This is a genomic window from Methylococcus capsulatus (assembly GCF_036864975.1).
Classification (GTDB): domain Bacteria; phylum Pseudomonadota; class Gammaproteobacteria; order Methylococcales; family Methylococcaceae; genus Methylococcus.
Genome location: NZ_CP104311.1, coordinates 715548 through 740164, shown reverse-complemented (window position 1 = coordinate 740164; position 24617 = coordinate 715548). Strand labels below are relative to the sequence as shown.

Below are 24617 nucleotides of genomic sequence, written 5' to 3'. Positions count from 1 at the left end.
CCGGCTGTCCAAATTCGTTCCCCACGAATTTCTCATGCAGCCCCCTCGCGCCGTTCGACCTTGAACCAGGCCGCGTAGAGCGCCGGCAGGAAGAATACCGTCAGCACGGTGGCGACGCTGAGGCCGCCCATGATCGCGATCGCCTGCGGAGCGAAAAAGTCGTTGGTGGACAGTGGGATCATGGCAAGTATGGCGGCCGCCGCTGTGAGCATGATCGGCCGGAAACGGCGGACCGTGGATTCGATGATGGCGCGGCGAGTATCGAGACCGGCTTTTTCATCCTGTTCGATCTGGTCCACCAGGATGACCGAATTGCGCATGATCATGCCTGCCAGAGCGATGATCCCGAGCAGAGCCACGAATCCGAACGGCGCCTGGAACAGGAGGAGGGCGAAGGCGGCGCCGATCACGCCCAGGGGCGCCGTGACGAAGACCAGAAAGGTCCGGGACAGATTCTGCAACTGCAGCATCAACAGCAAGAGCGTGGCCACCAGCACTAAGGGAATCCAGACCAGGATCGATTTCTGGGCGGTCCACGCGTCCTCCCGGGCGGCGCCGGTTTCGACGAAATAGCCGGGCGGCAGTTCATCGAGGATGGGCTTGAGCGCCGGTTCTATTTCCGCTGCGACGTCGGGCGCCAGCACGCCGTCCGTCACGTCGGCGCGCACCGAAATAGCGGGGAAACGGTTGCGTCGCCAGCGCACGCCGTCCTCGAACACCGTTTCGAACCGCACCAATTGGGACAGCGGTACCGGTTGGCCGCTGCCGGTGGGTACGGCGAGGTCGGGCAGACCTGCAGTGTCCGTGCGCAACCGGGTCTGGGCGCGCCAGACGATATCGATGAGCTGGTCGTTTTCGCGGAGCTGTCCTACCGTCACGCCGCTGTAATGAGCCTGTAGGACGCGGGCGAGAGAAGCCGTGCTGACCCCCAGGGCCCGCGCCTTGTCCTGGTCCAGCACCAGCCGCAGCGCGGGAATCCGCTCGTGCCAGTCGTCGTTTACGTCCACCGTATGCGGGTTGGCCCGCACGACCGCCGCCACCTGGTCGGCGATGCCGCGGACGACGGCGGGGTCTTTGCCGAACACCCGGAACACCACGGGATAATCCATCGGCGGACCGACGTTGAGCCGCATGGCGCGCCCACGTACTTCCGGAAAATCCGCGGCGAGTGCCTGGCGGATCCGTCGCATGACCCGTTCGCGGGCGCCATTGTCGCCCGTCATCACCACGAATTCGGCCAGGTTGGCATTGGCGAGCTGTTGCACGATGAGCAGGAAAAAACGCGGGCTGCCGCCACCGATGTAGGTCGCGTAACTCAACACGTCCGGGTCATGGGCCAGAACCGATTCCATACGCTTGGCGGCGGCCTCGGTTTGCGCGAAGCTGCTTCCTTCGGGCAGCCACAGGTCGATCACGACCTCCGGCCGGTTCGACAGCGGAAAAAACTGCTCCGGTACCCGGGTCAAGGTCGCGATGCCGAGGGCGAACAGCGCGGCCGTTGCCAGGATTACTTTGCCGCGATGCTCCACACAGGCCGCCACCCCTCTGCGCAGACGGTTGTAGAAGGGGGTGTCGTAGAGCTCATGGGCCGATCCGGCACCTTTCGGCCTGAGCGCCATGAATCCCAGGTAAGGCGTGAAGATCACCGCCCCGAACCAGGACAACATGAGCGAGAGCCCCACCACCTGGAAGATCGCTTGCGTGTATTCGCCCGCCTGGGAGCGGGCTAGACCCACCGGCAGGAAGCCGGCGATGGTGATCAGGGTACCGGTGAGCATCGGAAAGGCGGTGGCAGTGTAGGCGAAAGTCGCGGCTCGCATCCGGTCCCAGCCTTCCTCGAGCTTACGGGCCATCATCTCGATGGCGATCATGGCATCGTCCACCAGCAGGCCCAGCGCCAGGATCAGCGCTCCTAGGGAGATGCGGTGCAGGGCGATGCCGGCCAGCAGCATGCCGAGCAGGGTGGCGGCCAGCACCAAGGGCACCGTGAGCGCAACGACCGCGCCCGCCCGAATCCCCAGGCTCAGGAAGCTGACCAGGAGCACCGCCGCCAGCGCTTCGAAGAATGTGCGTTTGAATTCGCCGATGGAGCGGCGGACGACCTGCGCCTGGTCGGCGACCTTTTCCACCGCGATGCCGATCGGCAGTTCGCCTTCGACGCGCTTTAGCGTGGCGTCCAGGGCCTTTCCCAGAGCCAGCACATCGCCCTTCCGGTTCATGGCGATGCCCAGCCCGATCACATCCTTGCCGTTGAAACGCATCCGGAATTCCGGCGGGTCGACATAGCCGCGCCTGACCTCGGCGAAGTCGCTGACCCTGAAGGTCCGGCCGCCGATGCGCACCGCGAGATTCGCCACGTTCTCCACCGAGTCGAAAGTTCCGGTGATCCGCACCGGCAAATCGCCCGCCCCGGTGTTCACCGTTCCCGCCGGCGCCATGGCGTTCTGCGTCTGCAGGGCGGCGGCGACCTCGGTGGCGTCCAGTCCCAGGCGGGCCATCTTCTTGTCGGAAAACTCGAGGTAGATTTTTTCTTCCTGGGCGCCGATGAGATCGGCCTTTTCCACGTCCTTGACTCGCAGAATCTGCTGCCGGACCGCTTCCACCCGCTCCTTGAGCCGGGCGTAATCGAAGCCTTCGCCGGAAAAAGCGTAAATCAGGCTGTAGGTGTCGCCGAATTCGTCATTGAAGAAGGGACCGATGACCCCCTGTGGCAGTGTCATCCGGACATCGCCGACTTTCTTGCGGACCTGGTACCAGATGTCGGCGACTTCTTCCGGTGAGGTGTCCTCACGCGGTACCACGAAGATCAGCGATTCTCCCGGCTTGGAGTAGCTGCGCAGGTAGTCGAGGTCTGGCAGCTCCTGGAGTTTTTTTTCGAGGCGGTCGGTGAGCTGTTCCTCCACCTCCCGCGCCGTCGCCCCTGGATACAGCGTCTTCACCACCATCAGGCGGAAGGTGAATTCGGGATCCTCCCGCTGCTCCAGCCGGAAATAGGCGAAAAGCCCGCCCAGCAGGACGAGTGTCATGAGGAAGCCGGTGAAGGCGCGGTGTTCCAGCGCCCATTGGCTGAGGTTGAAACCTTTCATGGCCGGCCGGTCGGGTCGGGGATGATGCGCACTTTCTGGCCTTCGGTCAGGCGCTGCACGCCGGCACTCACCAGCAACTGGCCTGGCACCACGCCTTCGACCCAAACGCGTCCCGCGCCCGTGACTCCATTCAGGCGGACGGGCACCGATTTGACCGTAAGCTGTGCTTCGTCCACCAGCCAGACGCGAGGCGGAGCGGGCTGCTGCTGGGGACTGAACACGGCCGAAAGGGGGATCGCCAGCCGTTCCGTTCCGACGGCGTCGATCCAGAGGGTCGCGGTCATGCCGAAACGGACAGTCTCCTGGCCTTCGAGCAGCGTGGCCCTTACCCGGTAGGTTCGGCTCGCAGGGTCCGCCGCCGCGGCAATCTCGCGGATGCGGGCCTTGAGCCGCCGCCCGTCGGCCCAAAGCGTCACGGCCGCCTCCTGGCCGGAGTGGATCCGGCCGACGCGGTGCTCGGGGACATCGACGCTGACCTCCGGTTCGTCGAGCCGGGCCAGCGTGAGCACCGGCTGGCCGGCGGCCAGCACCTGGCCGGTTTCCGCCGAGACCGCAGTGACCACGCCGCCCCGGTCGGCGCGCAGCTCGGTGTAGTCCACCTGGTTGGACGCCTGGGCCGCCTGGGCTTCGAGCGCAGTCACGCGCTCCTTCGCGGCGGTGAAGGCGGTGCGGCGGCGATCGAATTCGGGAGGGCTGACGACGCGCTGCTCCAGGAGTTCGCGGTATCGTTGAAGATCTTCGCGGGTGAACTCCAGTTCTGCCCGGGCGGCGGCCAGTTGGGCTTTGGCCGTCTGCATGGCCAGTTCGTAATCGGCAGGGTCCAAAGCGGCCAGCAACTGGCCTTTCCGGACTCGGTCGCCCAGCTCGACCGGGCGGGAGGCCAGTTTTCCGGCGACCCGGAAAGACAGGGTGGTTTCATGGCGGGCTCTGATTTCGCCGGCGAAACTCATGCCGGCGGAACCGGCTTCTTCGGTGACCCGAAAGGTGACGACCGGTCGGGTCAGCTCCGCTCCGCCGCGGCTGTCGGAGCAGGCCGCGAGCGCCGAGAAAATCGCGAGGAGAGCGATGGGGATGAAGCTTCCCGGTTTCGACGGAAGGGTGGCAGTCATGGAGGATTCCCTGGCCCTGGCGGAGGCGACCACGCGAGCACCTCGGCGGGCGTAAAGTCCTGAACTTTGGACGGCGTGGCCCGCAAGGCGGGCAAGGCATTTCATAACGTTTTTTCCCTGTTCATGGCAAGGGGGAATCACGCGGGACATCACCGGCAGGCCGTAGGCGGCTTTATAGTCCGCCCCGAACGAGAAGGCCTTGCCACAGGGATGCCGCTTCGGTGATCTATTTTCCGCTAGCCCGATGCGCCGGCGGCGATCGTATCGGCCCAGTCGACGGCGCCTTCCATGAACTCCCGGAAGTGATGGGTATGACAGGCAGAAAAATCGAAATGGCCGTCCTTCCCGATCCCTCCCGCTGATTAGGCACCGACGCAAGGCTCACATTCCAGACAGGGATTGTAGTCGATGGGGCCGGAGTCATGATCGGCCATGGCATCCAGGACCGCCGTACCGTTCCAGTGTCTGGACGATCCGCCGGGCGATGTCGTTGCCGCATCCGCCAACGGGTGGAGTTCGAGATTGGCGATGGAACGACTGAGGGTGCGGATGGTTTCGCGGTTGCCGTGGCAGATGAAACCCAAGCAGGGTTTTCGCGCAAGGAAATGCCCGCAGGATATCGAATGCGCGCCGCGCTATCTCGGCCCGTTCCATTCTGGCGTAGCCGACATCCTCGGCCCCGCCCCCAAGGCAATCTTGCGCAGCCAGGCCGTTTCGATCGCCGGTGTTTCCTTTGGCCGCACCGGATATCCGTCCCAAAGGCGCCTTGTCGCGGGGGGCGGATTTTTTTGCGGCGTCATGGTTTGTTGAAATCGACCTCCACCGCAGGGTGGACCAAAAGAGTGTATCTGCACTGAAACGAGAAAAAATTTCACCGTACCAGGGCAGCGTCGACCCGTGTCGCCATGTTTCCCCGCAGAGATTGCAGGCGGTCTGGCCCGAGTTTCGCCAGCAGCCTGGCCTGGGTTTACTGCCAGAGCGGGTAAGCCTGCCGAAGGACGGCGAGGCCTTGTGCCATGATCGCGGCCCATCGGATCCGGCGGTCCGGGCCCGGTGCCACGGTGACGAGTCCTTGCTTTTCCAGCAGGTTCAGATCGTGGGTCAGTGTGGTCCGATCACCACAGCCATTTCGGCCAGCCGGGTCACCGCCACCGGCCCGGCCATCTTCGCCGCAACCGGGAGGGAAAACTGAGGGCCCCGAATACCGGCGGGATGCAAGGTGTCGTCATGGTGCGGGCCGACCGCGCGCATGGCCTTACGCAAGTTGAATCCCGTGCAGTCCACGCATGGACTGGTAGTCCGGTTCGTGTTCGGCAGACATTTCGGCGGGAAGTGAAGTCGCATTTTTTCCTCGCCGATGCTAACGAGCATATCGACCTGTTTAATCGTGTCAATGCCGATGCAGAGCGAGGATAGTGACGGGGCGCCGGCTGAAATTAAGTACCGGACGGATACTCCGCCCTGTTCAAAACGACGGGGATTGAGGAAGTCTGTTGGTTGATCGGGGGAGGGCGGTCTCCCCCGGCTCTGGCATGGCGGAAGGTTTATCTGCCGCAGTCGTAGGCTTTGGCGGTCGCGATGCCATTGAATGCTCCGAACGACTTGAAGTCGCCCCAGACGATGTGGCTTGCGCCGATTTGGGTGGCCTCTCTTTCGGCGGATGCCTTGGCCTGGGGCTGCCAGCTCCCGATTTTCTTGCCGTAGCCCGACGATCCCACGACCGTTTTCAGAAACCGGCAGCTTTTGACGTCGGTTTCGGTGACGATGTTTGGTTTGGCATGGGCCTGCCCGGCCAGGAGGCCAATGGTCAGCGCTATGCCCAAGGTAGTTGTCGTCATGGTTTTGGTAAGCATGGAGCATTCCTCTTGGACGGGGTCTTGGCGTCACTGTAGTTTGCATCAAATAGGTGCACAAAATCACTATGCACCAATGATGTGCGCAAGATCATATTACGTATCGTCTCAAAACGAAACCTCGGGCTTATTCTTTTTTCAATTCGCCATAGATTTCTTTATGCGTTAGGCATGGCAAGCCTTCTGTTCCTGGATGGCCGTATGGGGCTGATTAGACGGGCGTTTGGGTGGTAGGCGCTCAATAATGGGGCGTCGCCTCGGTTTGGGGCGCGCGCCCGGGCGGCTGGTGCTGGGCGGGAGCGATTGAAAGTGTCAGCCTTGGGCGGCGGCGAGTTCCGCGTCCAGTGCCGGCACCGGGCCGAATCTGACCGTAATGCGCCGTTCGCGGCGGCGCAGCGTTCTTTCAGCAGCCTGAGCGTGCCGGTGGAGCGGCCGTCGGGCGCATGGAGCAGCGTGACGCGGCGGTCAGCGTTTATGCGAACGTTCAGTGCTTGGAGAAGAAGACTTCGGCGCGCTGCTTGAGTTCCGCGGCCGGTACGTCCTCAATGTGGGTGGCGATCCACCAGATGTTGCCCGATGCATCGCGTACGCCACCGTGGCGGTCGCCGTAGAACTGGTTGGCGGGCGGTGAGATAGAGGATGCCCCCGCCTCGAGTGCGCGCTGGTAGGCGGCGTCGGCATCGGGGACGTAGAGATAGATCGCGCCGGGCATGGGTTGCCACTCGCCTCTGGCTTCGCTCAGCATGATCACAGAGTCGCCGACTCGCATTTCGGCATGGCCGACGGTGCCGTCCGGACGCATGATCCGTTCCCATTCCTTCGCGTCGAATGCGGTTTTCATGAATTCGATCAATTCGGCGGCGCCCCGTACCACCAGATAAGGGATGACGGTGTGATAACCGTCGGGAATTGCTTTAGCCATATCTTGCCTCCTGTGCTCGCGACCTGGGACGGCCATTCAGCCGAACGCTGCCTGACGGACAGTCATGCGGATTCTAAGCGTAATCGCGGCGTTGCATATAGGCCAACGGCCCAGGTCACGGTCGGACTTCAGTCCTGCGTTCCCGCCCGTACCAATGCGCCGCGCGGCCATCCTCATCCGGCGCAGCGCCTCCAAGTGGTCGGGGAAGGCGTACAGGGCCGTGAACAGATAAACCAGGTCGAATCCATGGAATTGCTCCGGCTCCATGCGGCAGGCATCCTGCTGCAAGAACCGGACGCCGGGATAGCGCTGTCTGGCGTATTCGAGCGACACGGCGTCGATGTCCACCCCGGTCACCTCGCCCCAGCCATGGCGCCGGAACCAGTTGGCGGTACCGCCGCAACCGCAGCCGACATCCAGCAGATGGTGGATCGATCATACGGGCCGGGTGAGGTTTCGGTTCAGATGCCGCAACCGCAGCCGACATCCAGCAGATGGTGGATCCCCTCGCGCGGGAGCCTGTCGACCGCCGCGACAACGGCATCCTCTTCGCCGGGGTGGGCATAGTCTCCGTTTCTGGCGTACGCTAGGGTGGCCTTGCCGGTGGGAGAGTTCATCCGGAAATCCATGCGTGTGCCTCGGCAGGGTCAGCGTTGCGGGAATTATATCGCCGGTCCCGGAGCTGGATCTTGGCGGGCGCTTGGTTTAGTTTGCTGCGATCGAGTGCTCCCGAACGGGGGCAGGGCAATGAGGACGGATCGGCGTGAACACCTATCATCGTCATTACAGCGAGATCCTGGAGGCCCTGAAGACCTGTTTTCCGTCACCGGTGTCCAATCCGGTCATGGACGGCTACTTCGTGCATACGCTGTCATGTTTCCTGGATCGGGTGGACGACCTCAAGTCCGCCGCACCCGTCCTGGGGGCGACGTTGGACGGCGATTATGCCGCCCAGCGCGCTTTGCCGATGCCGGAGCGGATGAGCTCGATCGAGCGGATTACCGCCATGCTGGCGGACTATTGCCGCGGCATGGTGGTATGGGCGCATCCGAACGCCCAGGCCAATGTGATACCGCCGCCCACCATTGCCAGCATCACCGCTTTCATCGCCAGCGCCATCTACAATCCGAACATCATCTGGGATGAATATTCCGCCCGCTTCGCCGAAGCCGAAATCGAGGCGGTGGCCATGTTGGCGGATCTGGTCGGCTACGAGCGGGAGCGTGCCGGCGGGGTGTTTACCTTCGGCGGTACCGGCACGATACTCTACGGCCTGAAGCTGGCCCTGGAGAAGATTTCCGGCGGCCGCGCGATGCGTGAAGGCATCCGCAAGCCGTACAAAATACTGGCTTCGGGAGTGTCGCACTATTCCAGGGTGAACGTCGCCGGCTGGTTGGGGCTTGGTAGCGAAAACCTGGTCACCGTGCCCACCACTCTTCAGAACGAGATGTCGCTGACCCATCTGGAAAGTGAGCTGCGGCGGCGGTTCGAGGCCGGTGAGGAAGTGGCGGCGATCATCGCCACCCTCGGCACCACCGACGCCTTCGGCATCGACGACCTCGCCGCCATCGCCGATATCCGGGATGCGCTGGCGGAGGAATACCGCCTGCCGTACCGGCCGCACCTCCATGCCGATGCGGTGATCGGCTGGCCGTGGTCGGTGTTCAAGGATTACGACTTCGAGTTGAATCCCTTGGGATTCCATGCCCGCACCCTGCGCTCGCTGCAGGATTCGGTCGAGCGCATCGGCTTTCTGCACCGCGCCGACAGCATCGGGTTGGATTTCCACAAGACCGGCTATGCGCCTTATGTGTCCAGCGCGGTGCTGGTGAAGGACCGCGAGAATCTGGCGCTGTTGAGTCGCGATCCGGCCCAGATGCCTTATCTCTATCAGTTCGGCCATTACCATCCGGGGTTGTTCACTTTGGAATGCTCCCGCTCCGGTGCCGGCGCGCTGGCGGCACTGGCCAATCTCCGGCTGCTCGGCAAGGAGGGCTATCGCGTCATCCTCGGCCACAGCGTGGAAATGTCGGAGCGTCTGCGCGAATTGCTGGAGGAGCTGGATTTCGTCCATATTCTCAACGGTGGCAACTTCGGGCCGGTGACCCTGTTCCGGCTCTACCCGCCCGGCACCGAAGCGGCGGCGGCCTATCAGCGGGAACTGACCGACCCGGCGTACGCGGACATTCTGGAGCGCCACAACCGTTTCAACCGCGAAATCTTCGACCGCATGCATGCCAAGGCGGTAAAAGGCGAGGGCGTGCTGTTGTCCTGGACCGACGCCTATCGCGACGCAGGCCGTGGCAACGGCCGCATCGCCGCCATCAAATCCTTCATCATGAGCCCCTGGACCGATCGAAGGGCGATCGACCGGGTGGTCGATCAGGTATGGCGGGCCTGGGAGTCCTGTGGGCCCGGTTTTTCTGCCTGAATGGCCGGACGGCCGGCAGGGACTTATGCTCGTTCCGTGCGCGGTATATGATAGACACTTCAACGGCCAGAACATGATTCATTCTTCCTTCCTCCATGAACAGGCGAACCGCTGAGGTCGAGCGCTATACCCTGGAAACTCAGATACGGGTCCAGATCGACCTGGACGGTACCGGCAAGGGCAAATTCCGTAGCGGTGTGCCTTTTCTCGACCACATGCTCGACCAGGTGGCACGGCACGGCTGCATGGACCTGGAGGTCGAAGCGAAGGGCGACTTGCACATCGACGCCCACCACACTGTCGAAGACGTCGGCATCGCGCTCGGCCAGGCCTTCGCCGAGGCGCTGGGCGACAAACGCGGCATCCACCGCTATGGCCATGCCTACGTCCCCCTGGATGAGGCGCTGTCGCGGGTGGTGATTGATTTTTCCGGGCGACCCGGCCTGTTCTACGAGGTCGATTTTCCCCGCGACCGTATCGGCGACTTCGAGGTGGATCTCTTCGTCGAGTTCTTCCGCGGATTCGTGAACCACGCCCAGGCGACGCTGCACGTCGACAACCTCAAAGGGCAGAACGCTCACCATGTCGCCGAGACGATCTTCAAGGCGTTCGGGCGCGCGGTGCGTGCGGCCGTCGAACGCGACGCGAGAATCGCCGGTATCCTCCCCTCAACCAAAGGCCTGCTCTGAGCCCGCTCTTCGATCCCTCTTTCTTTGCTGACAGAACCTGAGTTTATGTCTTCGGTGGCGGTCATCGATTACGGCATGGGGAATCTCCACTCCATCGCCAAGGCCCTCCAGCATGCAGACGCGAACGCTGCTGTCACGCTCACGTCCGATCCAGCCGTGATCCTCGGCAGCGATCGTGTGGTGTTCCCCGGGGTGGGCGCCATGCGCGACTGCATGGAGCACCTCGCCGAACGCGGCCTGGAGCCGGTGATCCGGAGGGTGGCGGCCGAGAAACCCTTCCTGGGGATATGTCTGGGCATGCAGGCACTGTTGGACGAAAGCGAGGAGAACGGCGGCACCCGCAGCCTAGGCCTCATTCCCGGCCGGGTGCTGCGGTTCCCGGCTGGACTCACCGATGCCGGCGGTGCCCCACTCAAGATTCCGCATATGGGCTGGAACCGTGTCCAATTCAGCGATCCGTCCCATCCGCTCTGGGCCGGTATTCCAGCGCAGAGTTGGTTCTATTTCGTGCACAGTTATTACGCGGCGCCCGCCGATCCGGCCGACGTCGCCGCGACCAGCGACTATCCCACCCCGTTCGCGGCGGCCGTGGCGCGGGGCAAGGTGTTCGCGGTGCAGTTCCATCCCGAAAAAAGCCAGGCTGCCGGTTTGCGTCTGTTGGCCAATTTTCTCCGGTGGGAACCTTAGGAGATCCCGTTGAAAAATCCATTACTGAGGCGTTGAGGGCCTTACGTTTATGCTGCTGATACCGGCTATCGACTTGAAAGACGGCAAATGTGTCCGCCTGCGGCAGGGCCGCATGGAAGACGATACGGTGTTTTCCGATGATCCGGTGGCGGTGGCCGGCCGCTGGGTCGCTGCCGGCGCCAGGCGCCTGCATCTGGTGGACCTGGACGGGGCCTTCGCCGGCAAGCCGCGCAATGCCGGGGCCATCCATGCCATCCGCGAGGCCTGTCCCGATGTCGAGATCCAGGTCGGCGGCGGTATCCGCGACGAGGAGACCATCCAAGGCTACCTCAACGCCGGGGTCGATTTCGTCATCATAGGTACCAAGGCCGTCAGTGCGCCCCATTTCGTGAGCGATGTCACGGCCGAATTTCCCAACCACATCATCATCGGACTGGATGCCCGCGATGGCAAAGTCGCCATCGACGGGTGGTCCAAGCTCTCACACCACGACGTGATCGACCTGGCGCAGAAATTCGAGGCGGATGGCGTCGAGGCGATCATCTATACCGACATCAGCCGCGACGGCATGATGGGCGGCGTGAACATCGAATCCACTTCCCGGCTGGCGCGGGCGATCCACATCCCTGTGATCGCATCCGGCGGCATCACGTCGATCGACGACATCAGGGCGCTGGGTGAGCTCGTCGGCGACGGCGTCATCGGCGCCATCACAGGCCGGGCGATCTACGAGGGCACACTGGACTTCGCCGAAGGTCTCAAGCTGGCGGAAACTTTCTAGCATGCTGGCCAAGCGCATCATTCCCTGCCTCGACGTCGACAACGGGCGCGTGGTCAAAGGCGTCCGCTTTGTCGCTATCCGCGATGCCGGTGATCCGGTCGAGATCGCCCGCCGCTACGACCGGGAAGGCGCCGATGAGTTGGCCTTTCTCGACATCACCGCCAGTTCCGACAACCGCGAAACCATGGTGCACGTGGTCGAGCAGGTAGCCGGCGAGGTGTTTATTCCACTCACGGTGGGGGGCGGTATCCGCACTCTGGACGACATCCGCCGCATGCTCAATGCCGGCGCTGACAAGGTCAGCATCAACACCGCCGCCGTATTCAATCCCGAGTTCGTGCGCGAGGCCGCCGAGCGTTTCGGCGCGCAGTGCATCGTGGTAGCCATCGACGCCAAGCAGGTGAGCGAGGATCCGCCGCGCTGGGGAATTTTCACCCACGGCGGCCGCAAGCCGACGGGATTGGATGCCGTGGAATGGGCGCGGCGCATGGTCGAACTGGGCGCGGGTGAAATCCTCCTCACCAGCATGGACCGCGACGGTACCCGCTCCGGCTTCGACCTGGGACTGACCCGGGCGATCAGCGACGCGGTCAGCGTGCCGGTCATCGCCTCCGGCGGCGTGGGCAACCTCCAGCATCTCGCCGACGGCATCCTGCAGGGCCGGGCCGATGCCGTGCTCGCTGCCAGCATTTTCCATTTCGCCGAATACAGTATCGGCCAGGCCAAGGATTTTCTGGCCGCCCAGGGCATCGAGGTACGCCGGTGAGCGCCTGGCTCGACGAGATACGCTGGACCGCTGACGGTCTGGTGCCGGTGGTGGCGCAGGAGGCCGGGACCAGCCAAGTGCTGATGGTGGCGTGGATGAACCGCGAGGCCCTGGCGCTGACTGCCGAGGAAGGCTATGCGGTGTACTGGTCGCGCTCGCGCGGCCGGCTGTGGCGCAAGGGCGAGGAGTCCGGCCACCGCCAGAAGGTACTGGAAATTCGCATCGACTGCGACGAGGACGTGGTGTTGCTCAAGGTTGAACAGGCCGGCGGCATTGCCTGCCACACCGGCCGCCACCACTGCTTCTACCGCGTGCTGAAGGACGGCCGCTGGGCGACGGTCGAGCCCGTCCTGAAGTCGCCCGATTCGATCTACGGAGCCTGAGTGATGGACATCCTGCAGCGGTTGGCGGAAATCCTGGAACAGCGCAAGACCGAAGCGCCGGACAAGAGCTATGCGGCGAGCTTGTATGCCAAGGGGCTCGACACCATCCTCAAGAAGATCGGTGAAGAAGCCACCGAGACCGTGATCGCCGCCAAGGACGGAGAACCCGAAAAGATCGTCTACGAAATGGCCGACCTGTGGTTTCACTGCTGCGTGCTGCTCGCCCAACAGGGGCTCGGGCCAGACGACGTGCTGCGGGAGCTGGCCCGGCGCTTCAGTATGTCGGGTCTGGAAGAGAAGGCTTTGCGCAAACCCAGCTAACCGGCCCACAGCCTGGCCGACACCGCGCCGCCCAGGCTCACGGCGACCAGGAAACCCGTCAGCCAGGCGAGCCCCAGCCACAAATGACGCCGGGCCAGGTGACCCTGGGACAGCGCCGAGATCAGGAACCTCGATCCATCGCGCGGCTTCCGCAGCACGTTGAGCTCAATCGGATGCGCCGCGGTGCCGCGACGCTGCAAAACCTCCCGGCGGGCTGCTTCCCTCGCCGTTTCCCATTCCTCCAGATCGATGTCGCCATCCTTGTTCGCGTCGAAGCGCCGCAGCAACGTGGCTTTGTCCCGTTTCCAGGCCGCCAACAGGTCTCGCGTCTCCTCCTCCGGAGAACAATCGCCGCCGCCGATGCCGGCGAACTGGCCAGAAACGAAAAGCCACTCGCCTTCGGGGATGCGGGACTCGGTATAGCGGTAGGGACCGGCCGGGAGCAGGACGTCCCAGAGACTTCGGCGCCCGCGCGGCAGGCCACCGGGCTGCAGATAGGGACCCCGCCAGCTCAGGCGGAGTGACGGCAGCACCTCGGCGTCCTCGGGATCGACGACACAGCGACCGGTTTCATCCTCGATTTCGAAGATGGCGGTGCTGGTGCCCGCGTCGATCGTTTGCCAGCCTGAGTCTCCGCTACCCCGGTCTTTGCGTTCCAGCGTGTAGCGGTACCACACGCAGCGTTTCCCGCTCAAAGGCGCAACGATAGGGGCGCCCGCCATCATCCGGGCACGCCCTTCCAGTTCGACGTATCCCTGGGCCGCCGAGCGTATGCGCGAAGTCGGCCGGTCGGTGATCGCCCGGCCATGGCCCAGATGGCGGAAACCCTGCCACAGGCACAGCGCCGCTGCGGCGGCGCTCAGCCAGGTCAGCCGCCAGATTTCGCGATCTTCCGCCGCCGCGAGCCAGTCGGACATCCCCGTCAGCCGAACAGGGCGCGCAGGTCCGGGTTGCTGATGTCGGTATCCGAAAATTCCAGCAGGTCGAACGGTTTGAAGCCGAACAGGCGGGCGATGATGAGGTCGGGAAACTGGTCGAGCCGGACGTTGTTGGCGTTGACGTGGTCGTTGTAGAACTCGCGGCGGTCGGCGATCGAGTTTTCCAATTCCGTGATGCGCCGCTCCAGTATCCGGAACGACTGGTCGGCTTTCAGTTCGGGGTAGTTCTCGGCCACGGCGAAAAGGCTCATCAAGCCTTGGCGCAGCTCGCCCTCGGCGGCGCCTAGAGCGCGGACGTCGTGATGTTCGCGTGCCGCGGAAACGCCGCTGCGGGCCTCGATCACCCGTGCCAGTGTCTCCTTCTCGTGCTTCATGTACTGCTTGCAGGTTTCCACCAGCTTAGGCAGTTCGTCGTGGCGTTGGGCCAGGAGCACGTCGATGTTGGACCAGGCCTTTACGGTATCATGCTTGAGCTGAACGAGACGGTTGTAGATCAGGACCGCATACAGGGCGATCAGGATCAACACCCCGAAAAGTACGAAACCGGCGATGGGCATGGTGGCTCTCCTCCTGCATGGAGGGTAGTATAACGGCCGGCGGCCATCGCCAGAACGCAGACTGGCAGAGAGGAAAGATGGCGATTCATGTCTACAATGGCATCCACCCCACACTGGGCCGCAACGTGTTCGTGGCGGAAAGCGCCTTCGTGGCGGGCGACGTGAGTCTGGGGGACGATGTTTCGATCTGGCCGATGGTGGTTGCCCGGGGTGACGTCCACCGTATCGAAATCGGCCCCACCACCAATATCCAGGACGGCAGCGTGCTGCACGTCACCCAGCCGAGTGCTTTCAACGAGGCCGGCTTCCCCCTGATCGTCGGCGCCGGCGTCACCGTGGGCCATCGCGCTGTCCTCCATGGCTGCACCATCGGCGATTTGTGCCTGATCGGCATCGGCGCCATCGTCATGGACGGCGCGGTCATCGAAGACCATGTCATGGTCGGCGCCGGCACCCTGGTCCCGCCGGGCAAGCGCCTGGAGAGCGGCTACCTCTACGTCGGCTCGCCCGCCAAACAGGCGCGGCCCCTGAAGGACTCCGAACTCGAGTTCCTCGTCCACTCCCGTGACGGCTACGTCAGGTTGAAAGACCGGTATTTGTGCGACAGCGTTATGGTATGACCCAACGCGCGTCAGACTCGCGATCATGATGGTGCAAGCCCGCTTCCGATAACGCGCGGGGCGGGGTACGGTTTGCTCCGCTTGACGCGTCGGAAATATCCGACATATTATTTAACCATGTCAGTGATGGATATTTTTGGCGTCCTCGCCAATCCAGTGCGGCGGCGAATCCTCGAACTCCTGCGTGAAGGCCCGCGTCCTGCAGGCGACATCGCTTCGCAATTCGAACTGAATCGGCCTGCCGTTTCCGAGCACCTCCAGGTTTTGAGAAAGGTGGGGCTTGTCGCGGAAGAGATTCGGGGCCGCCAGCGCTTCTACCACTTGAATATTGGTCCCTTGTCCGAGCTCGAGGACTGGCTGCATCCCTTCGAACTTTATTGGCAGCAGCGCCTGCGTGCCCTCAACGAGCCCCTTGCCAAGGAGAAATGCCCCATGATCGAGCCTGGTTTGATTCAACTCACACAATCCATACCGTACCCGCCGGCGAAGGTCTGGGCGGCGCTGACCGATCCCGCGCTTCTGGCCCGATGGTGGGGCGCCGGGGATGTGCGTCCGGTCGTCGGTCATCGCTTTACCCTGGATATGGGGCAATGGGGTCAGCAACTCTGTGAGGTCCTTGCAGTAGAATACGAGAAGCTTCTCTCCTATTCATTCGCGCCGGGAACTTTGAACACCACCCTAACCTGGCGGCTGCAGGCCGAAGGTGAAGGCACCCGTTTGTCCTTGGAACACCAGGGGTTCGACCTTGCCTCGCCGCTAGGCAAGGCCGCATTCGAGGGAATGCGCGACGGATGGCCGAGAGTGCTTGCCCGGATTGAGCTTGCTATCACGGAGTCTGTGCCGGAATGATGAGTATTGTTGGTCGGCCTCCGTAAACATTTTGCGTGACTTCGCGATCAATCGGATTGCCCGCAGTTGGTGCTTTCCGGTTTTCTCCGCGCTCACCCGACCGGTTACGTCAAACGTTGAGCGTATGTGTCGAGTCCCGGACGATCATAAATACGCCGATGAAATAGATTGGGATGAGTTTTATACCAGGGCGGTCTCCAGAATGAAGTGCAACACCGAAGCTGAGATGAGGTGTTGCCATGAAAATCCGCTACCAACAGCTGAGTGCGTCCGAGCGCGACGCGAGCCACCGGGGGCGCTGGCTGGGCCAAAGCCCGGCCGCCATTGCCGACAACCTGGGCTGTTCGCGGTCTACCGTCTCTCGCGAGCTGGCGCGCAACGGCGGCGTGGCGAGCTACGCCGCCCCTGCCGCCCAACGGCGCTACCAGCCAGGACGGCGGCGCGGGCGCGGCGCTGGAGGGCTTCACGCGCAAGCTTCGGGCCGTCCCGGCCTGCGTCAGGAAGACCTACGACCAGCGCAAGGAGATGGCCCGGCCCCTTGAACTGACTGGACGCACCGGGGTCTAGGTCTACTTCGCCGATCCGTACAGCCCCTGGCAAAGGCCCAGCCACGAGAACGCCAACGGCCTGATTCGCCCGTACCTGCCCCAGGGCATGGATTGGTCGGGGGGCTCGCAGGCCGAGCTGAACGCCATCCCCCGGCTGCTGATCAACCGGCCACGGAATGTGCCGGGCCTCAAGACACCGGCTGAAGTGTACCAAGAGGAAATCCTCAAACTAACCGAAACTGTTGCACTTCAAACTTGAGACTGCCCAATCTATTTCATCGGCGTATTTATGATCGTCCGGGACTTGACATCTAGGATCACCGCCACAGGAATAAAAAACATGAGAAATTTCATAACCTGGGGCGTTGGGCTTGGAGTCCATATCGAGCGAATCGTGCTGATCAGCGGCCAATAGCAGGCGTTGCATTTAATTTCGCGCGCCCGGCGTCAAGCCGGGCGGATTAGATCGCGGTTCGCCGCTCGGCTTCCAGCGCTTCGATCACCGGTCGCGTTGCCGGGCGCACGCCGCGCCAGAGTAGGAAGGCTTCGGCAGCCTGTTCCACCAGCATGCCTATGCCGTCGGCGTTGACGACCGCATGCTTTTCCCGCCCCCACCGCACGAAGGGCGTGGGTTCGGACGCATAGGCCAGGTCGTAACAACTGCCGCCGGGGGCGAGTATGTCGGCGGGGAGTGGCGGGAGTTCGCCGCTCAAACTGGCGGCGGTGGCGTTGAGGATCAGGTCGAAGCGGTGTCCGGCCAATGTCGCGAAGCCGCAGCCTTCGACGGGGCCCAGGTCGCCGAATTCCACAGCCAGGGTTTCCGCCGTGGCGACGGTGCGGTTGGCGATGACCAGCCGGGCCGGCTGCTCGGCCAGCAAGGGCGCCAGGATTCCCCGCGTCGCCCCACCGGCGCCGAGTATGAGGATTTTTGCGTTCACGAGGTGCAGCCCGAGGTTGTCCCGCAGGTCGCGGAGCAGGCCGATGCCGTCGGTGTTGTCGCCGAACACCGAGCCGTCGTCCCGCAATGCCAGCGTGTTGACCGCGCGCGCCCGCTCTGCCCGCTCGCTGCGGCTGTCGGCGATCCGCCAGGCGAGTTCCTTGAGTGGCACGGTGCAGTTGATGCCACGCCCGCCGCTGCCGAAGAACTCGCGGACTTGGGATTCGAACCGTTCAGGTGCCACGTCCCATGCGGTGTAGACCAGGTCCTGGCCGGTCTGGGCGGCGAAGAGTGCGTGGATGCGGGGCGACTGACTGTGCTTGATCGGGTGCCCAAACACCGCGTATCGGTCGGGGTGGGTCATTTCAGCCAAGTCGCCACGTCCTTGGCGAAATAGGTGAGGATGCCGTCGGCGCCGGCCCGCTTGAAGGCCAGCAGGGACTCCAGCACGACCGCGCGCTCGTCCAGCCAGCCGTTCTGCGCCGCGGCCTTCAGCATGGCGTACTCGCCGCTGACCTGGTAGGCATAGGTGGGCACGCCGAAGCGATCCTTCACCCGCCGCACGATGTCCAGGTAGGGCATGCCGGGCTTGACCATGACCATGTCCGCGCCTTCCTGCAGGTCCAGTTCGACCTCCCTAAGCGCTTCGTCGCCGTTGGCGGGGTCCATCTGGTAGCTGTATTTGTTGCCGCCGCCGAGGTTCGCGGCCGAGCCTACCGCGTCGCGGAACGGGCCGTAGAAGCTGGAGGCGTATTTCGCCGAGTAGGCGAGGATGCGCGTGTTGACGAAACCTTCGGCCTCGAGTGCCTGCCGGATGGCGCCGATGCGGCCGTCCATCATGTCGGAAGGGGCAATCACGTCGGCGCCCGCCGCAGCGTGGGACAGAGCCTGTTTCACCAGGACGTCCACCGTCTTGTCGTTGACTACGTAACCGGCATCGTCGATCAGCCCGTCCTGGCCGTGCGAGGTGAAAGGGTCCAGCGCGACGTCGGTGATGACGCCCAGTTCGGGGAGCCGGGCTTTCAGTATCCTGACGGCGCGCTGGGCCAGTCCTTCCGGGTTCCAGGCTTCGCTGGCCTGTAGATCCTTCTTATCCGGCGCGATCACCGGAAACAGGGCGACCGCCGGGACGCCCAGCTCGAAAGCGGCGGTTGCCTCGTCCAGCAGGAGGTCCGGGCTGAGGCGCTCGACCCCGGGCATTGATGCGACCGGTTCGCGAACCTTGCTGCCTTCGGTGACGAACAGGGGATAAATCAGGTCGTCCACCATCAGCCGGTTTTCCCGCATCAGGCGGCGGCTGAAATCATCCTTGCGCATGCGGCGGAGGCGGACGGACGGGAAGCATCCGGCGGGGGTTTGGAGCATGTCCTTGAACTGGGTGGTTTCCGAATCGAATGGTATAGTGTACTCAAGGCCCGCACGCTATGATACCGCGTGCTTGACGCCCCTGTATTCCCCTCATTTCCCTTCAGGAGTCTTTCATGAATGCCCAGGCCGTATTGCGTTACGCGAGTTGTTTGCGATTCGTGCTATTGCTATGCGGGGTGTCTGCGGCGTCGGCCTATGCCGAGCAACTCTCGCCCCCCCAGCAAGTGATCCAGCAGACCTCGAATCAGCTTCAGAGTTCGCTGCAGAAGCCCGAATACAAGGAGGATTTCCGCAAGGCCACCGAACTGGTCGAGCGCATCATCGACCCGCATGTGGATTTCGAGCGAGTCTCCATGCTGGTGCTCGGGAAGTACTGGAAGACGGCCACGCCGGATCAGAGAGAGCGGTTCAAAAAGGAATTCAGGACGCTCCTGGTCCGGACCTATACGACGGCGTTTACCGAGTATTCCAACTGGAACATCCGCTATCTGCCGATGCAGGAAAGCACCGAGTCCGGTAAGGTGATGGTCCGGACCGAGGTTCTGCAGGAAGGCGCGCAGCCGATCGCGGTCAACTACCGCATGGTTCAGACCGGTGGCGAGTGGAAGGTCTACGACGTGCTGATCGAAGGCATCAGTTTGTTGCAAAATTATCGCACCAGCTTCACCAATCAGGTCGCGCAGACGGGCCTGGAACCGTTGATCAAGGACTTGGTACAGCGCAATGCCAACGCGTTCAAGGAGCCGTTGGCCCACAAGGAATCATGATTCCAGCCATTCCCGTGGTTTCAGATAGTTGAGATAGAGGTTTTCCTCGGCACTGCCTTGCTCCGGTCGCCAGTTGTAGCGCCAGTGGGCGACGGGGGGCAGTGACATGAGGATGGATTCCGTTCTCCCCCCCGACTGGAGCCCGAACAGGGTTCCGCGATCGTAAACCAGGTTGAATTCGACGTAGCGGCCGCGCCGATAAAGCTGGAACTCCCGTTCCCGTTCCCCGTGAGGTATCGTTTTCCGCCGTTGGACGATCGGGAGGTAAGCCTTCAGATAATGATCACCCACGCTGCGCAGGAACGCGAAGCAGCGTTCGAATCCCCATTCGTTCAGGTCATCGAAGAACAGGCCGCCCACGCCGCGGGTCTCGTTGCGATGCTTCAGGAAGAAATACTCGTCACACCAGCGCTTGAATCGGGGATAGACGTCTTCCCCGAACGGAAGGCAGGCGTCCCGGGCCGTCCGGTGCCATTGGATCACGTCCTCCTCGAACGGATAGTAAGGCGTCAGGTCGAAACCGCCGCCAAACCACCAGATCGGCGCTTCGCCTTCTTTCTCGGCCAGGAAGAACCGCACATTGGCATGCGAGGTGGGCACATAAGGATTCAATGGATGGATGACCAGCGATACGCCGGTGGCCTGGAAGCTGCGGCCGGCCAGTTCCGGCCGGTGTGCCGTCGCCGAGACCGGCAGGCTGGCGCCCAGGACATGCGAGAAATTGACGCCGCCCTGCTCGAAGGTTTCTCCACCGCTCAGGACGCGGGTCCGGCCGCCGCCCCCGGCTGCGTGCTCCCAGCGGTCCTCGAGGAAGCGGACGCGCGGTTCTTCAGCCTCCAGGGTGTTGCAGATGCGATCCTGAAGATCGAGCAGATAGGTCTTGACGGCTTCGATGTCGGGTCCGGCCATGCCTTGATTCCTCCATGGGGCGGTTGCGCTCGGTGCGGTGTCGAGGATTCGACGGATTCTAGCATGGCGGGCAGGATGCTCGGGGTGGGTTGTCCGTGAGCGAGCGGAATCTGTTTGCCGGCCTGCTGGCCCCCCGGTTTTTTGCCAATTGGGCCAAGCTTCTGCTGCCCCGCATCCAGGTCCGCCTGCAGGAAGGGCGCCACGGCAACTGGCCGGCCTGGACCAAATGCCTGCGGGAATTACCGAAACTCGCCCCCACGACGCTGGACTTCGCCCGGGACATCGTGAGGATAGGGGATGAGACGGATTGCGACGACGTTACGCGCCAGTCCATCGAAACCGCTCTGCGCCGGTTCCACCCCTGGCGCAAAGGGCCTTATGCGATTCACGGCATCCTCATCGATACCGAATGGCGCTCCGACCTGAAATGGCGGCGGCTGGAGGGAGCCATCGCGCCGCTCACGGGGCGGCGGGTGCTCGATGTCGGCTGCGGAAATGGCTATCACGCCTGGCGCATGTTGGGAGCCGGCGCGAAGTCGGTGATCGGCATCGATCCCACTCTGCTCAGCGTGGCGCAATTTCTGGCGGTGCGGCATTTCGCCGGGGACTGGCCCGTCGCCGTACTGCCCCTGGGTATCGAGGATTTTCCAGCCGGCACCTGCGCTTTCGACACTGTGTTCTCGATGGGGGTGTTGTATCACCGCCGCTCGCCGTTCGACCATCTGGCGGAGTTGAAAGGCTGCCTGCGGTCGGGTGGTGAACTGGTGCTGGAAACCCTGGTCGTCGAAGGCGAGGCGGGACGGGTACTGGTGCCTGAAGGACGCTATGCGCAGATGCGCAACGTCTGGTTCATCCCTTCGCCGCCGACGCTGCTGTCCTGGCTGGCGCGTGCCGGCTTCCGCCGTGCCCGTGTGGTCGACATTTCCCTCACTACGAGTCGGGAACAGCGCTCGACCGGCTGGATGCGGTTCCAGTCGCTGGCGGACTTCCTCGATCCGGACGATTCCTCCCGCACAGTCGAAGGCCATCCGGCACCGCGACGAGCGATCTTTCTGGCCGAGGCGCCATGAGTCCAGCCGGGCAGCGCACTTCCTCCCGCAATGGAATCTTCGGATAATGGCCGCCCGTGACTTCAAACGCTTCGACTGCCGATGGCCGTGGTTTCGCTACTGCGTTTCGTCCTGCTGCCGCTCCTGGCGCTGCTGTCCGGTTGCGCCAGCACGCCCGAGGTGAAGCCCCGCGTACCGGTTGCCGCCAACGGTCATGTCATTTCTTATGCGCTGAGCCTGCAGGGGGTGCCGTATGTGTGGGGCGGCGCCTCACCGGCGCAAGGATTCGACTGCAGCGGCTTCGTCCAGCACGTCTATCGGCGGCATGGCATCGACCTGCCGCGTACCGCCAGCGAGATGGCGAGCAAGCTGCCGGAGGTGCCCAAGCATTGCCGTCTGCCCGGCGACCTCCTGTTTTTCCGCACCGACGGACGCTCGTATTCCCACGTCGGCATCTACCTCGGCAACGATTCTTTCGTCCATGCCTCCAGCAGCCATGCCAGCGTCAAGGTTTCCAGCCTGAACAGGCCGTACTGGCTGAGCCGTTTCCTCGGCGTGCGGCGGCCGCATTCCCGACTCCGGTTGCCGGAGAACGCCGTGGTTGCCGCCAATCACGGCCAACGAACCCAACGGAGAAGACATCCATGAAAGCCATTGTCATGACCCGGCCCGGCCCGGCCGCCGAGGTTCTGGAATTGCGCGATCTGCCCGAGCCCGCACTGACGGCGCCGACCCAGATCAAGGTGCGGCTCGGGGCCGCCGGGGTCAACCCCATCGATACCAAGGTGCGGCGCCGTGGCTTGTTCTACGCCGACGCTCTGCCGGCGGTGCTCGGTTGCGACGGTGCCGGCGAAGTCGTCGAAGCCGGGGCGGAGGTGGACCGCTTTCGGGTCGGCGATCGGGTGTGGTTCTGCAATGGCGGGCTCGGCGCCGAGCAGGGCAATTATGCCGAATACACCGTGCTGGATCAGCGCTGGGCGGCGCCCATGCCGGCAACGCTCGATTTCGTCGGTGCGGCGGCCGGTCCGCTGGTACTGATCACGGCCTGGGGGGCTTTGTACGACCGGGGACGGCTGCAGCCCGGCCAGACTGTGCTGGTCCATGCCGCCGCCGGCGGCGTCGGCCACGTCGCCGTGCAATTGGCCAAACGGCGCGGGGCGCGGGTGATCGCCACTGTGGGATCTCCCGAGAAGGCTGCATTGGTCAAGCGTTGGGGCGCCGATGAAACCATCGATTACCGCACTCAGGATTTCGTCGCTGAGGTCAATGCCCTGACCGGAGGACGGGGCGCCGATCTGGTGCTGGACACGGTCGGCCCCGAGGCGTTCCGCCGCAGCATCGACTGTACCGCTCACTTCGGCGATCTGGTGACCCTGCTCGACATCGGCGATACGTCCCTCGCCGAGGCGCGGATGCGCAACTTGAGGATCGGTTTCGAACTGATGCTGGTGCCGATGCTGCGCAAGCTGGATGAGGCACGGGACCACCACCTGGAAATCCTCCGCACCTGCGGCGAGTGGATCGATGCCGGCAAGCTCGAGCTGTATGTCAGTGGCGTCCATCCTCTGGAGGAGGCCGCCCGGGTGCATGAGTTCATCGAGGCCGGACACACCACGGGCAAGCGGGTGCTGCGCATCGTTTGAGCGCCGCATGGGACTCCGGTACGGATGGCATCACTGGCTGGCGGCGTTCGCGCTGGCCGTGGGACTGGCTCTGGCCAGTGAAGCGCGGGTACAAGCGCCTGCCGGGGGCGGCGCGACCACGATGGCTCCAGCCGATGTCGAGGCCTTTGTGCGGCCGGGGTGCCCGCATTGCGAGGAGGCGGAATCCTTTCTGGAACACCTTGGCCGCGAGCGTCCCAGCCTGCGTATCCTGATCCACGACGTGATGCAGGACCGGAGTGCCTTGCTCCGGCTGCAGGCACTGGCAGCCGAGCACCGCGAATCTCCCCGGGTTCCTTCGTTTCTGGTGCGGGGGCACTGGCTGGTCGGTTATTCCGGCGAAGCCGGCGATGGGCAGCGGATCATCGCTCTGCTGGCTGGTGAAGAGTCGGCCGGTCCATCGGCGGCCAGGAGCTGCCAGGCCGAAACGGATCTCTCCTGCAGTCCGGAAATCGCGACTGGCACCTCGCCCGAAGCCTTCGCGGTCGAGCTGTTCGGACGGCGCGTTACGCTTGAACAGACCGGACTGCCTGCCTTCACCCTCGTTTTGGGCCTGCTGGACGGCTTCAACCCCTGTTCTTTGTGGGTGCTGGTCCTCATGCTCTCGCTGTTGGCGCCGATGCGAAACCGTCCGCGGATGTTGGCGGTCGCGGGTACCTTCGTGGCGGTGGAAGGCGTGGCCTATTTTGCGTTCATGGCGGCCTGGCTTCATCTGTTCATATGGGTCGGAGCATCGCGGGTTTCCGAACTGGCCGTGGCTGCAATCGCTCTCCTGGCCGGATCGATCCACCTCAAGGATTTCTGGGCTTACGGGCGTGGCGTTTCGCTGTCCATACCGGCGGCCGCCAAGCCGGGTATCTACGCCCGCATACGGCGCATCCTGCAGGCGGAAAGCCTCCGGGGTGCCCTTATCGGCGCCGTCGTGCTCGCCATTCTGGTCCAGTTGGTCGAACTTTTTTGCACCTCCGGCTTTCCGGCTCTGTACACCCGGATACTGACCCTGCGGCCTTTGAGTGGCACCGAATACTATGCCTATCTCCTGCTGTACAACCTTGCTTATATGCTGGACGACATCATCGTGCTCGGCATCGGTATCGCCACCCTGAGCCAGCACCGGCTGCAGCAAGACGAGGGCCGTTGGCTCAAGCTGGTCAGCGGGGGCGTGATGGTAGGGTTGGGGCTGTATCTGATCGGCATGCCGCGTTGACGTCGGGGACGCCTGGTCGCAAGAGTATGGCGGGAGGCTTGGCGTGCGCCGCCACGTTCGGAAATGTGGCAGGCGGAAGAATCCAGCTCCACGAGGCAAACGGAAAACCCGTGGCGGGGTACAAAGTGTATCGTTATCTCGGTCGTTTTGCTCCGCGCACTCGACTTTAATTCCGGCGA

At 63.5% G+C, this 24617-nt stretch carries 28 protein-coding genes; 16 read left to right on the top strand and 12 right to left on the bottom strand.

From position 1 onward, the window contains the following. Nucleotides 1-32: 32 nt before the first annotated feature. From N4J17_RS03475 to N4J17_RS03465, 3 genes are all read right to left on the bottom strand, one after another. Nucleotides 33-3086, bottom strand: coding sequence for an efflux RND transporter permease subunit (locus N4J17_RS03475; RefSeq protein ID WP_198322952.1), 3054 nt, complete (start codon nt 3084-3086; stop codon nt 33-35). Next, nucleotides 3083-4195 (bottom strand): efflux RND transporter periplasmic adaptor subunit, encoded by a 1113-nt coding sequence (locus tag N4J17_RS03470; RefSeq protein WP_198322953.1) that lies wholly within the window; start codon nt 4193-4195, stop codon nt 3083-3085. The genes N4J17_RS03475 and N4J17_RS03470 overlap by 4 nt, the downstream gene beginning before the upstream one ends. A 362-nt stretch (nt 4196-4557) precedes the next feature. After that, nucleotides 4558-4779: a hypothetical protein gene (locus N4J17_RS03465; protein WP_198322954.1), complete on the bottom strand. Its 222-nt coding sequence runs from the start codon at nt 4777-4779 to the stop codon at nt 4558-4560. Nucleotides 4780-4928: 149 nt separating this feature from the next. Between N4J17_RS03465 and N4J17_RS03460 the strand changes: the two genes are divergently transcribed. Then, nucleotides 4929-5387 (top strand): hypothetical protein, encoded by a 459-nt coding sequence (locus tag N4J17_RS03460; protein WP_198322955.1) that lies wholly within the window; start codon nt 4929-4931, stop codon nt 5385-5387. Between the two features lie 352 nt (nt 5388-5739). Here N4J17_RS03460 and N4J17_RS03455 read toward each other — a convergent pair whose 3' ends face one another. The 4 genes from N4J17_RS03455 to N4J17_RS03440 form a co-directional block, all read right to left on the bottom strand. Next, on the bottom strand, nt 5740-6048 hold the full coding sequence (locus N4J17_RS03455) for a hypothetical protein (RefSeq protein ID WP_232470463.1): 309 nt from the start codon (nt 6046-6048) through the stop codon (nt 5740-5742). Between the two features lie 484 nt (nt 6049-6532). Then, on the bottom strand, nt 6533-6970 hold the full coding sequence (locus N4J17_RS03450; RefSeq protein ID WP_198322956.1) for a VOC family protein: 438 nt from the start codon (nt 6968-6970) through the stop codon (nt 6533-6535). 36 nt (nt 6971-7006) lie between these two features. Next, a complete protein-coding gene (locus N4J17_RS03445) occupies nt 7007-7390 on the bottom strand; it encodes a class I SAM-dependent methyltransferase (protein ID WP_232470477.1) in 384 nt (127 codons plus the stop codon). Nucleotides 7391-7431: 41 nt separating this feature from the next. Then, nucleotides 7432-7587, bottom strand: coding sequence for a hypothetical protein (locus N4J17_RS03440; protein ID WP_232470464.1), 156 nt, complete (start codon nt 7585-7587; stop codon nt 7432-7434). A gap of 146 nt (nt 7588-7733) precedes the next feature. On the opposite strand from N4J17_RS03440, the gene N4J17_RS03435 reads away from it, so the two are divergent. The 7 genes from N4J17_RS03435 to N4J17_RS03405 all read left to right on the top strand — a co-directional run bounded on the left by N4J17_RS03435 (nt 7734) and on the right by N4J17_RS03405 (nt 13028). Further along, the gene (locus tag N4J17_RS03435) at nt 7734-9401 is read left to right on the top strand and encodes a pyridoxal phosphate-dependent decarboxylase family protein (protein WP_277458351.1); all 1668 of its coding nucleotides are present in this window, start codon (nt 7734-7736) and stop codon (nt 9399-9401) included. A 95-nt stretch (nt 9402-9496) separates the two neighbouring features. Continuing rightward, nucleotides 9497-10090, top strand: coding sequence for an imidazoleglycerol-phosphate dehydratase HisB (gene hisB / locus N4J17_RS03430; protein ID WP_198322957.1), 594 nt, complete (start codon nt 9497-9499; stop codon nt 10088-10090). Between the two features lie 45 nt (nt 10091-10135). After that, on the top strand, nt 10136-10777 hold the full coding sequence (hisH, locus tag N4J17_RS03425; protein ID WP_198322958.1) for an imidazole glycerol phosphate synthase subunit HisH: 642 nt from the start codon (nt 10136-10138) through the stop codon (nt 10775-10777). A gap of 49 nt (nt 10778-10826) precedes the next feature. After that, nucleotides 10827-11558: a 1-(5-phosphoribosyl)-5-[(5-phosphoribosylamino)methylideneamino]imidazole-4-carboxamide isomerase gene (gene hisA, locus N4J17_RS03420; protein ID WP_198322959.1), complete on the top strand. Its 732-nt coding sequence runs from the start codon at nt 10827-10829 to the stop codon at nt 11556-11558. Nucleotide 11559: 1 nt separating this feature from the next. After that, nucleotides 11560-12324: an imidazole glycerol phosphate synthase subunit HisF gene (hisF, locus tag N4J17_RS03415; protein WP_198322960.1), complete on the top strand. Its 765-nt coding sequence runs from the start codon at nt 11560-11562 to the stop codon at nt 12322-12324. Then, entirely contained in the window at nt 12321-12707 is a 387-nt protein-coding gene (hisI, locus tag N4J17_RS03410) for a phosphoribosyl-AMP cyclohydrolase (RefSeq protein ID WP_198322961.1), read from the top strand. Before hisF ends, hisI begins: the two co-directional genes overlap by 4 nt. Nucleotides 12708-12710: 3 nt before the next feature. Next, a complete protein-coding gene (locus N4J17_RS03405; protein ID WP_198322962.1) occupies nt 12711-13028 on the top strand; it encodes a phosphoribosyl-ATP diphosphatase in 318 nt (105 codons plus the stop codon). On the opposite strand, the gene N4J17_RS03400 is transcribed toward N4J17_RS03405, so the two are convergent. Further along, the gene (locus N4J17_RS03400; protein WP_198322963.1) at nt 13025-13945 is read right to left on the bottom strand and encodes a GIDE domain-containing protein; all 921 of its coding nucleotides are present in this window, start codon (nt 13943-13945) and stop codon (nt 13025-13027) included. The two genes, N4J17_RS03405 and N4J17_RS03400, sit on opposite strands and share 4 nt — an antisense overlap. Before the next feature lie 5 nt (nt 13946-13950). Beyond that, entirely contained in the window at nt 13951-14523 is a 573-nt protein-coding gene (locus N4J17_RS03395; RefSeq protein WP_198322964.1) for a LemA family protein, read from the bottom strand. Nucleotides 14524-14600: 77 nt separating this feature from the next. Between N4J17_RS03395 and N4J17_RS03390 the strand changes: the two genes are divergently transcribed. From N4J17_RS03390 to N4J17_RS16565, 3 genes are all read left to right on the top strand, one after another. Next, nucleotides 14601-15143 carry a gamma carbonic anhydrase family protein gene (locus N4J17_RS03390; protein WP_198322965.1) on the top strand — a complete coding sequence of 181 codons (543 nt, stop codon included), beginning with the start codon at nt 14601-14603 and terminating at the stop codon, nt 15141-15143. Between the two features lie 126 nt (nt 15144-15269). Then, the gene (locus N4J17_RS03385; RefSeq protein ID WP_338457633.1) at nt 15270-15992 is read left to right on the top strand and encodes a metalloregulator ArsR/SmtB family transcription factor; all 723 of its coding nucleotides are present in this window, start codon (nt 15270-15272) and stop codon (nt 15990-15992) included. Nucleotides 15993-16231: 239 nt separating this feature from the next. Further along, the gene (locus tag N4J17_RS16565; protein WP_198322967.1) at nt 16232-16534 is read left to right on the top strand and encodes a helix-turn-helix domain-containing protein; all 303 of its coding nucleotides are present in this window, start codon (nt 16232-16234) and stop codon (nt 16532-16534) included. A gap of 467 nt (nt 16535-17001) precedes the next feature. On the opposite strand, the gene aroE is transcribed toward N4J17_RS16565, so the two are convergent. Beyond that, nucleotides 17002-17841 carry a shikimate dehydrogenase gene (gene aroE / locus N4J17_RS03375; RefSeq protein WP_198323028.1) on the bottom strand — a complete coding sequence of 280 codons (840 nt, stop codon included), beginning with the start codon at nt 17839-17841 and terminating at the stop codon, nt 17002-17004. Then, on the bottom strand, nt 17838-18842 hold the full coding sequence (hemB, locus tag N4J17_RS03370) for a porphobilinogen synthase (RefSeq protein ID WP_198322968.1): 1005 nt from the start codon (nt 18840-18842) through the stop codon (nt 17838-17840). The genes aroE and hemB overlap by 4 nt, the downstream gene beginning before the upstream one ends. 116 nt (nt 18843-18958) lie before the next feature. On the opposite strand from hemB, the gene N4J17_RS03365 reads away from it, so the two are divergent. Further along, a complete protein-coding gene (locus N4J17_RS03365) occupies nt 18959-19612 on the top strand; it encodes an MlaC/ttg2D family ABC transporter substrate-binding protein (protein ID WP_198322969.1) in 654 nt (217 codons plus the stop codon). On the opposite strand, the gene hemF is transcribed toward N4J17_RS03365, so the two are convergent. Continuing rightward, nucleotides 19607-20521: an oxygen-dependent coproporphyrinogen oxidase gene (hemF, locus tag N4J17_RS03360; protein WP_198322970.1), complete on the bottom strand. Its 915-nt coding sequence runs from the start codon at nt 20519-20521 to the stop codon at nt 19607-19609. The two genes, N4J17_RS03365 and hemF, sit on opposite strands and share 6 nt — an antisense overlap. Nucleotides 20522-20616: 95 nt before the next feature. On the opposite strand from hemF, the gene cmoB reads away from it, so the two are divergent. From cmoB to N4J17_RS03340, 4 genes are all read left to right on the top strand, one after another. Further along, a complete protein-coding gene (gene cmoB / locus N4J17_RS03355) occupies nt 20617-21591 on the top strand; it encodes a tRNA 5-methoxyuridine(34)/uridine 5-oxyacetic acid(34) synthase CmoB (RefSeq protein WP_198322971.1) in 975 nt (324 codons plus the stop codon). Between the two features lie 81 nt (nt 21592-21672). After that, nucleotides 21673-22218, top strand: coding sequence for a C40 family peptidase (locus tag N4J17_RS03350; protein ID WP_198322972.1), 546 nt, complete (start codon nt 21673-21675; stop codon nt 22216-22218). Beyond that, nucleotides 22215-23213 carry a zinc-dependent alcohol dehydrogenase family protein gene (locus tag N4J17_RS03345; RefSeq protein ID WP_198322973.1) on the top strand — a complete coding sequence of 333 codons (999 nt, stop codon included), beginning with the start codon at nt 22215-22217 and terminating at the stop codon, nt 23211-23213. Before N4J17_RS03350 ends, N4J17_RS03345 begins: the two co-directional genes overlap by 4 nt. A 7-nt stretch (nt 23214-23220) precedes the next feature. Next, a complete protein-coding gene (locus tag N4J17_RS03340) occupies nt 23221-24438 on the top strand; it encodes a glutaredoxin family protein (RefSeq protein WP_198322974.1) in 1218 nt (405 codons plus the stop codon). The last annotated feature ends 179 nt before the right edge of the window (nt 24439-24617 follow it).

Coding starts and splice junctions, on each gene's coding strand:
- N4J17_RS03365 (WP_198322969.1), top strand. CDS start 18,959: ATGAATGCCCAGGCCGTATTGCGTTACGCGAGTTGTTTGCGATTCGTG.
- N4J17_RS16565 (WP_198322967.1), top strand. CDS start 16,232: ATGAAAATCCGCTACCAACAGCTGAGTGCGTCCGAGCGCGACGCGAGC.
- N4J17_RS03440 (WP_232470464.1), bottom strand. CDS start 7,587: ATGAACTCTCCCACCGGCAAGGCCACCCTAGCGTACGCCAGAAACGGA.
- aroE (WP_198323028.1), bottom strand. CDS start 17,841: ATGACCCACCCCGACCGATACGCGGTGTTTGGGCACCCGATCAAGCAC.
- N4J17_RS03405 (WP_198322962.1), top strand. CDS start 12,711: ATGGACATCCTGCAGCGGTTGGCGGAAATCCTGGAACAGCGCAAGACC.
- hisB (WP_198322957.1), top strand. CDS start 9,497: ATGAACAGGCGAACCGCTGAGGTCGAGCGCTATACCCTGGAAACTCAG.
- N4J17_RS03340 (WP_198322974.1), top strand. CDS start 23,221: ATGGGACTCCGGTACGGATGGCATCACTGGCTGGCGGCGTTCGCGCTG.
- N4J17_RS03390 (WP_198322965.1), top strand. CDS start 14,601: ATGGCGATTCATGTCTACAATGGCATCCACCCCACACTGGGCCGCAAC.
- N4J17_RS03450 (WP_198322956.1), bottom strand. CDS start 6,970: ATGGCTAAAGCAATTCCCGACGGTTATCACACCGTCATCCCTTATCTG.
- hemF (WP_198322970.1), bottom strand. CDS start 20,521: ATGGCCGGACCCGACATCGAAGCCGTCAAGACCTATCTGCTCGATCTT.
- N4J17_RS03470 (WP_198322953.1), bottom strand. CDS start 4,195: ATGACTGCCACCCTTCCGTCGAAACCGGGAAGCTTCATCCCCATCGCT.
- N4J17_RS03385 (WP_338457633.1), top strand. CDS start 15,270: ATGGATATTTTTGGCGTCCTCGCCAATCCAGTGCGGCGGCGAATCCTC.
- N4J17_RS03400 (WP_198322963.1), bottom strand. CDS start 13,945: ATGTCCGACTGGCTCGCGGCGGCGGAAGATCGCGAAATCTGGCGGCTG.
- hisA (WP_198322959.1), top strand. CDS start 10,827: ATGCTGCTGATACCGGCTATCGACTTGAAAGACGGCAAATGTGTCCGC.
- hisH (WP_198322958.1), top strand. CDS start 10,136: ATGTCTTCGGTGGCGGTCATCGATTACGGCATGGGGAATCTCCACTCC.
- N4J17_RS03345 (WP_198322973.1), top strand. CDS start 22,215: ATGAAAGCCATTGTCATGACCCGGCCCGGCCCGGCCGCCGAGGTTCTG.
- N4J17_RS03395 (WP_198322964.1), bottom strand. CDS start 14,523: ATGCCCATCGCCGGTTTCGTACTTTTCGGGGTGTTGATCCTGATCGCC.
- N4J17_RS03455 (WP_232470463.1), bottom strand. CDS start 6,048: ATGCTTACCAAAACCATGACGACAACTACCTTGGGCATAGCGCTGACC.
- hemB (WP_198322968.1), bottom strand. CDS start 18,842: ATGCTCCAAACCCCCGCCGGATGCTTCCCGTCCGTCCGCCTCCGCCGC.
- hisF (WP_198322960.1), top strand. CDS start 11,560: ATGCTGGCCAAGCGCATCATTCCCTGCCTCGACGTCGACAACGGGCGC.
- N4J17_RS03350 (WP_198322972.1), top strand. CDS start 21,673: ATGGCCGTGGTTTCGCTACTGCGTTTCGTCCTGCTGCCGCTCCTGGCG.
- N4J17_RS03475 (WP_198322952.1), bottom strand. CDS start 3,086: ATGAAAGGTTTCAACCTCAGCCAATGGGCGCTGGAACACCGCGCCTTC.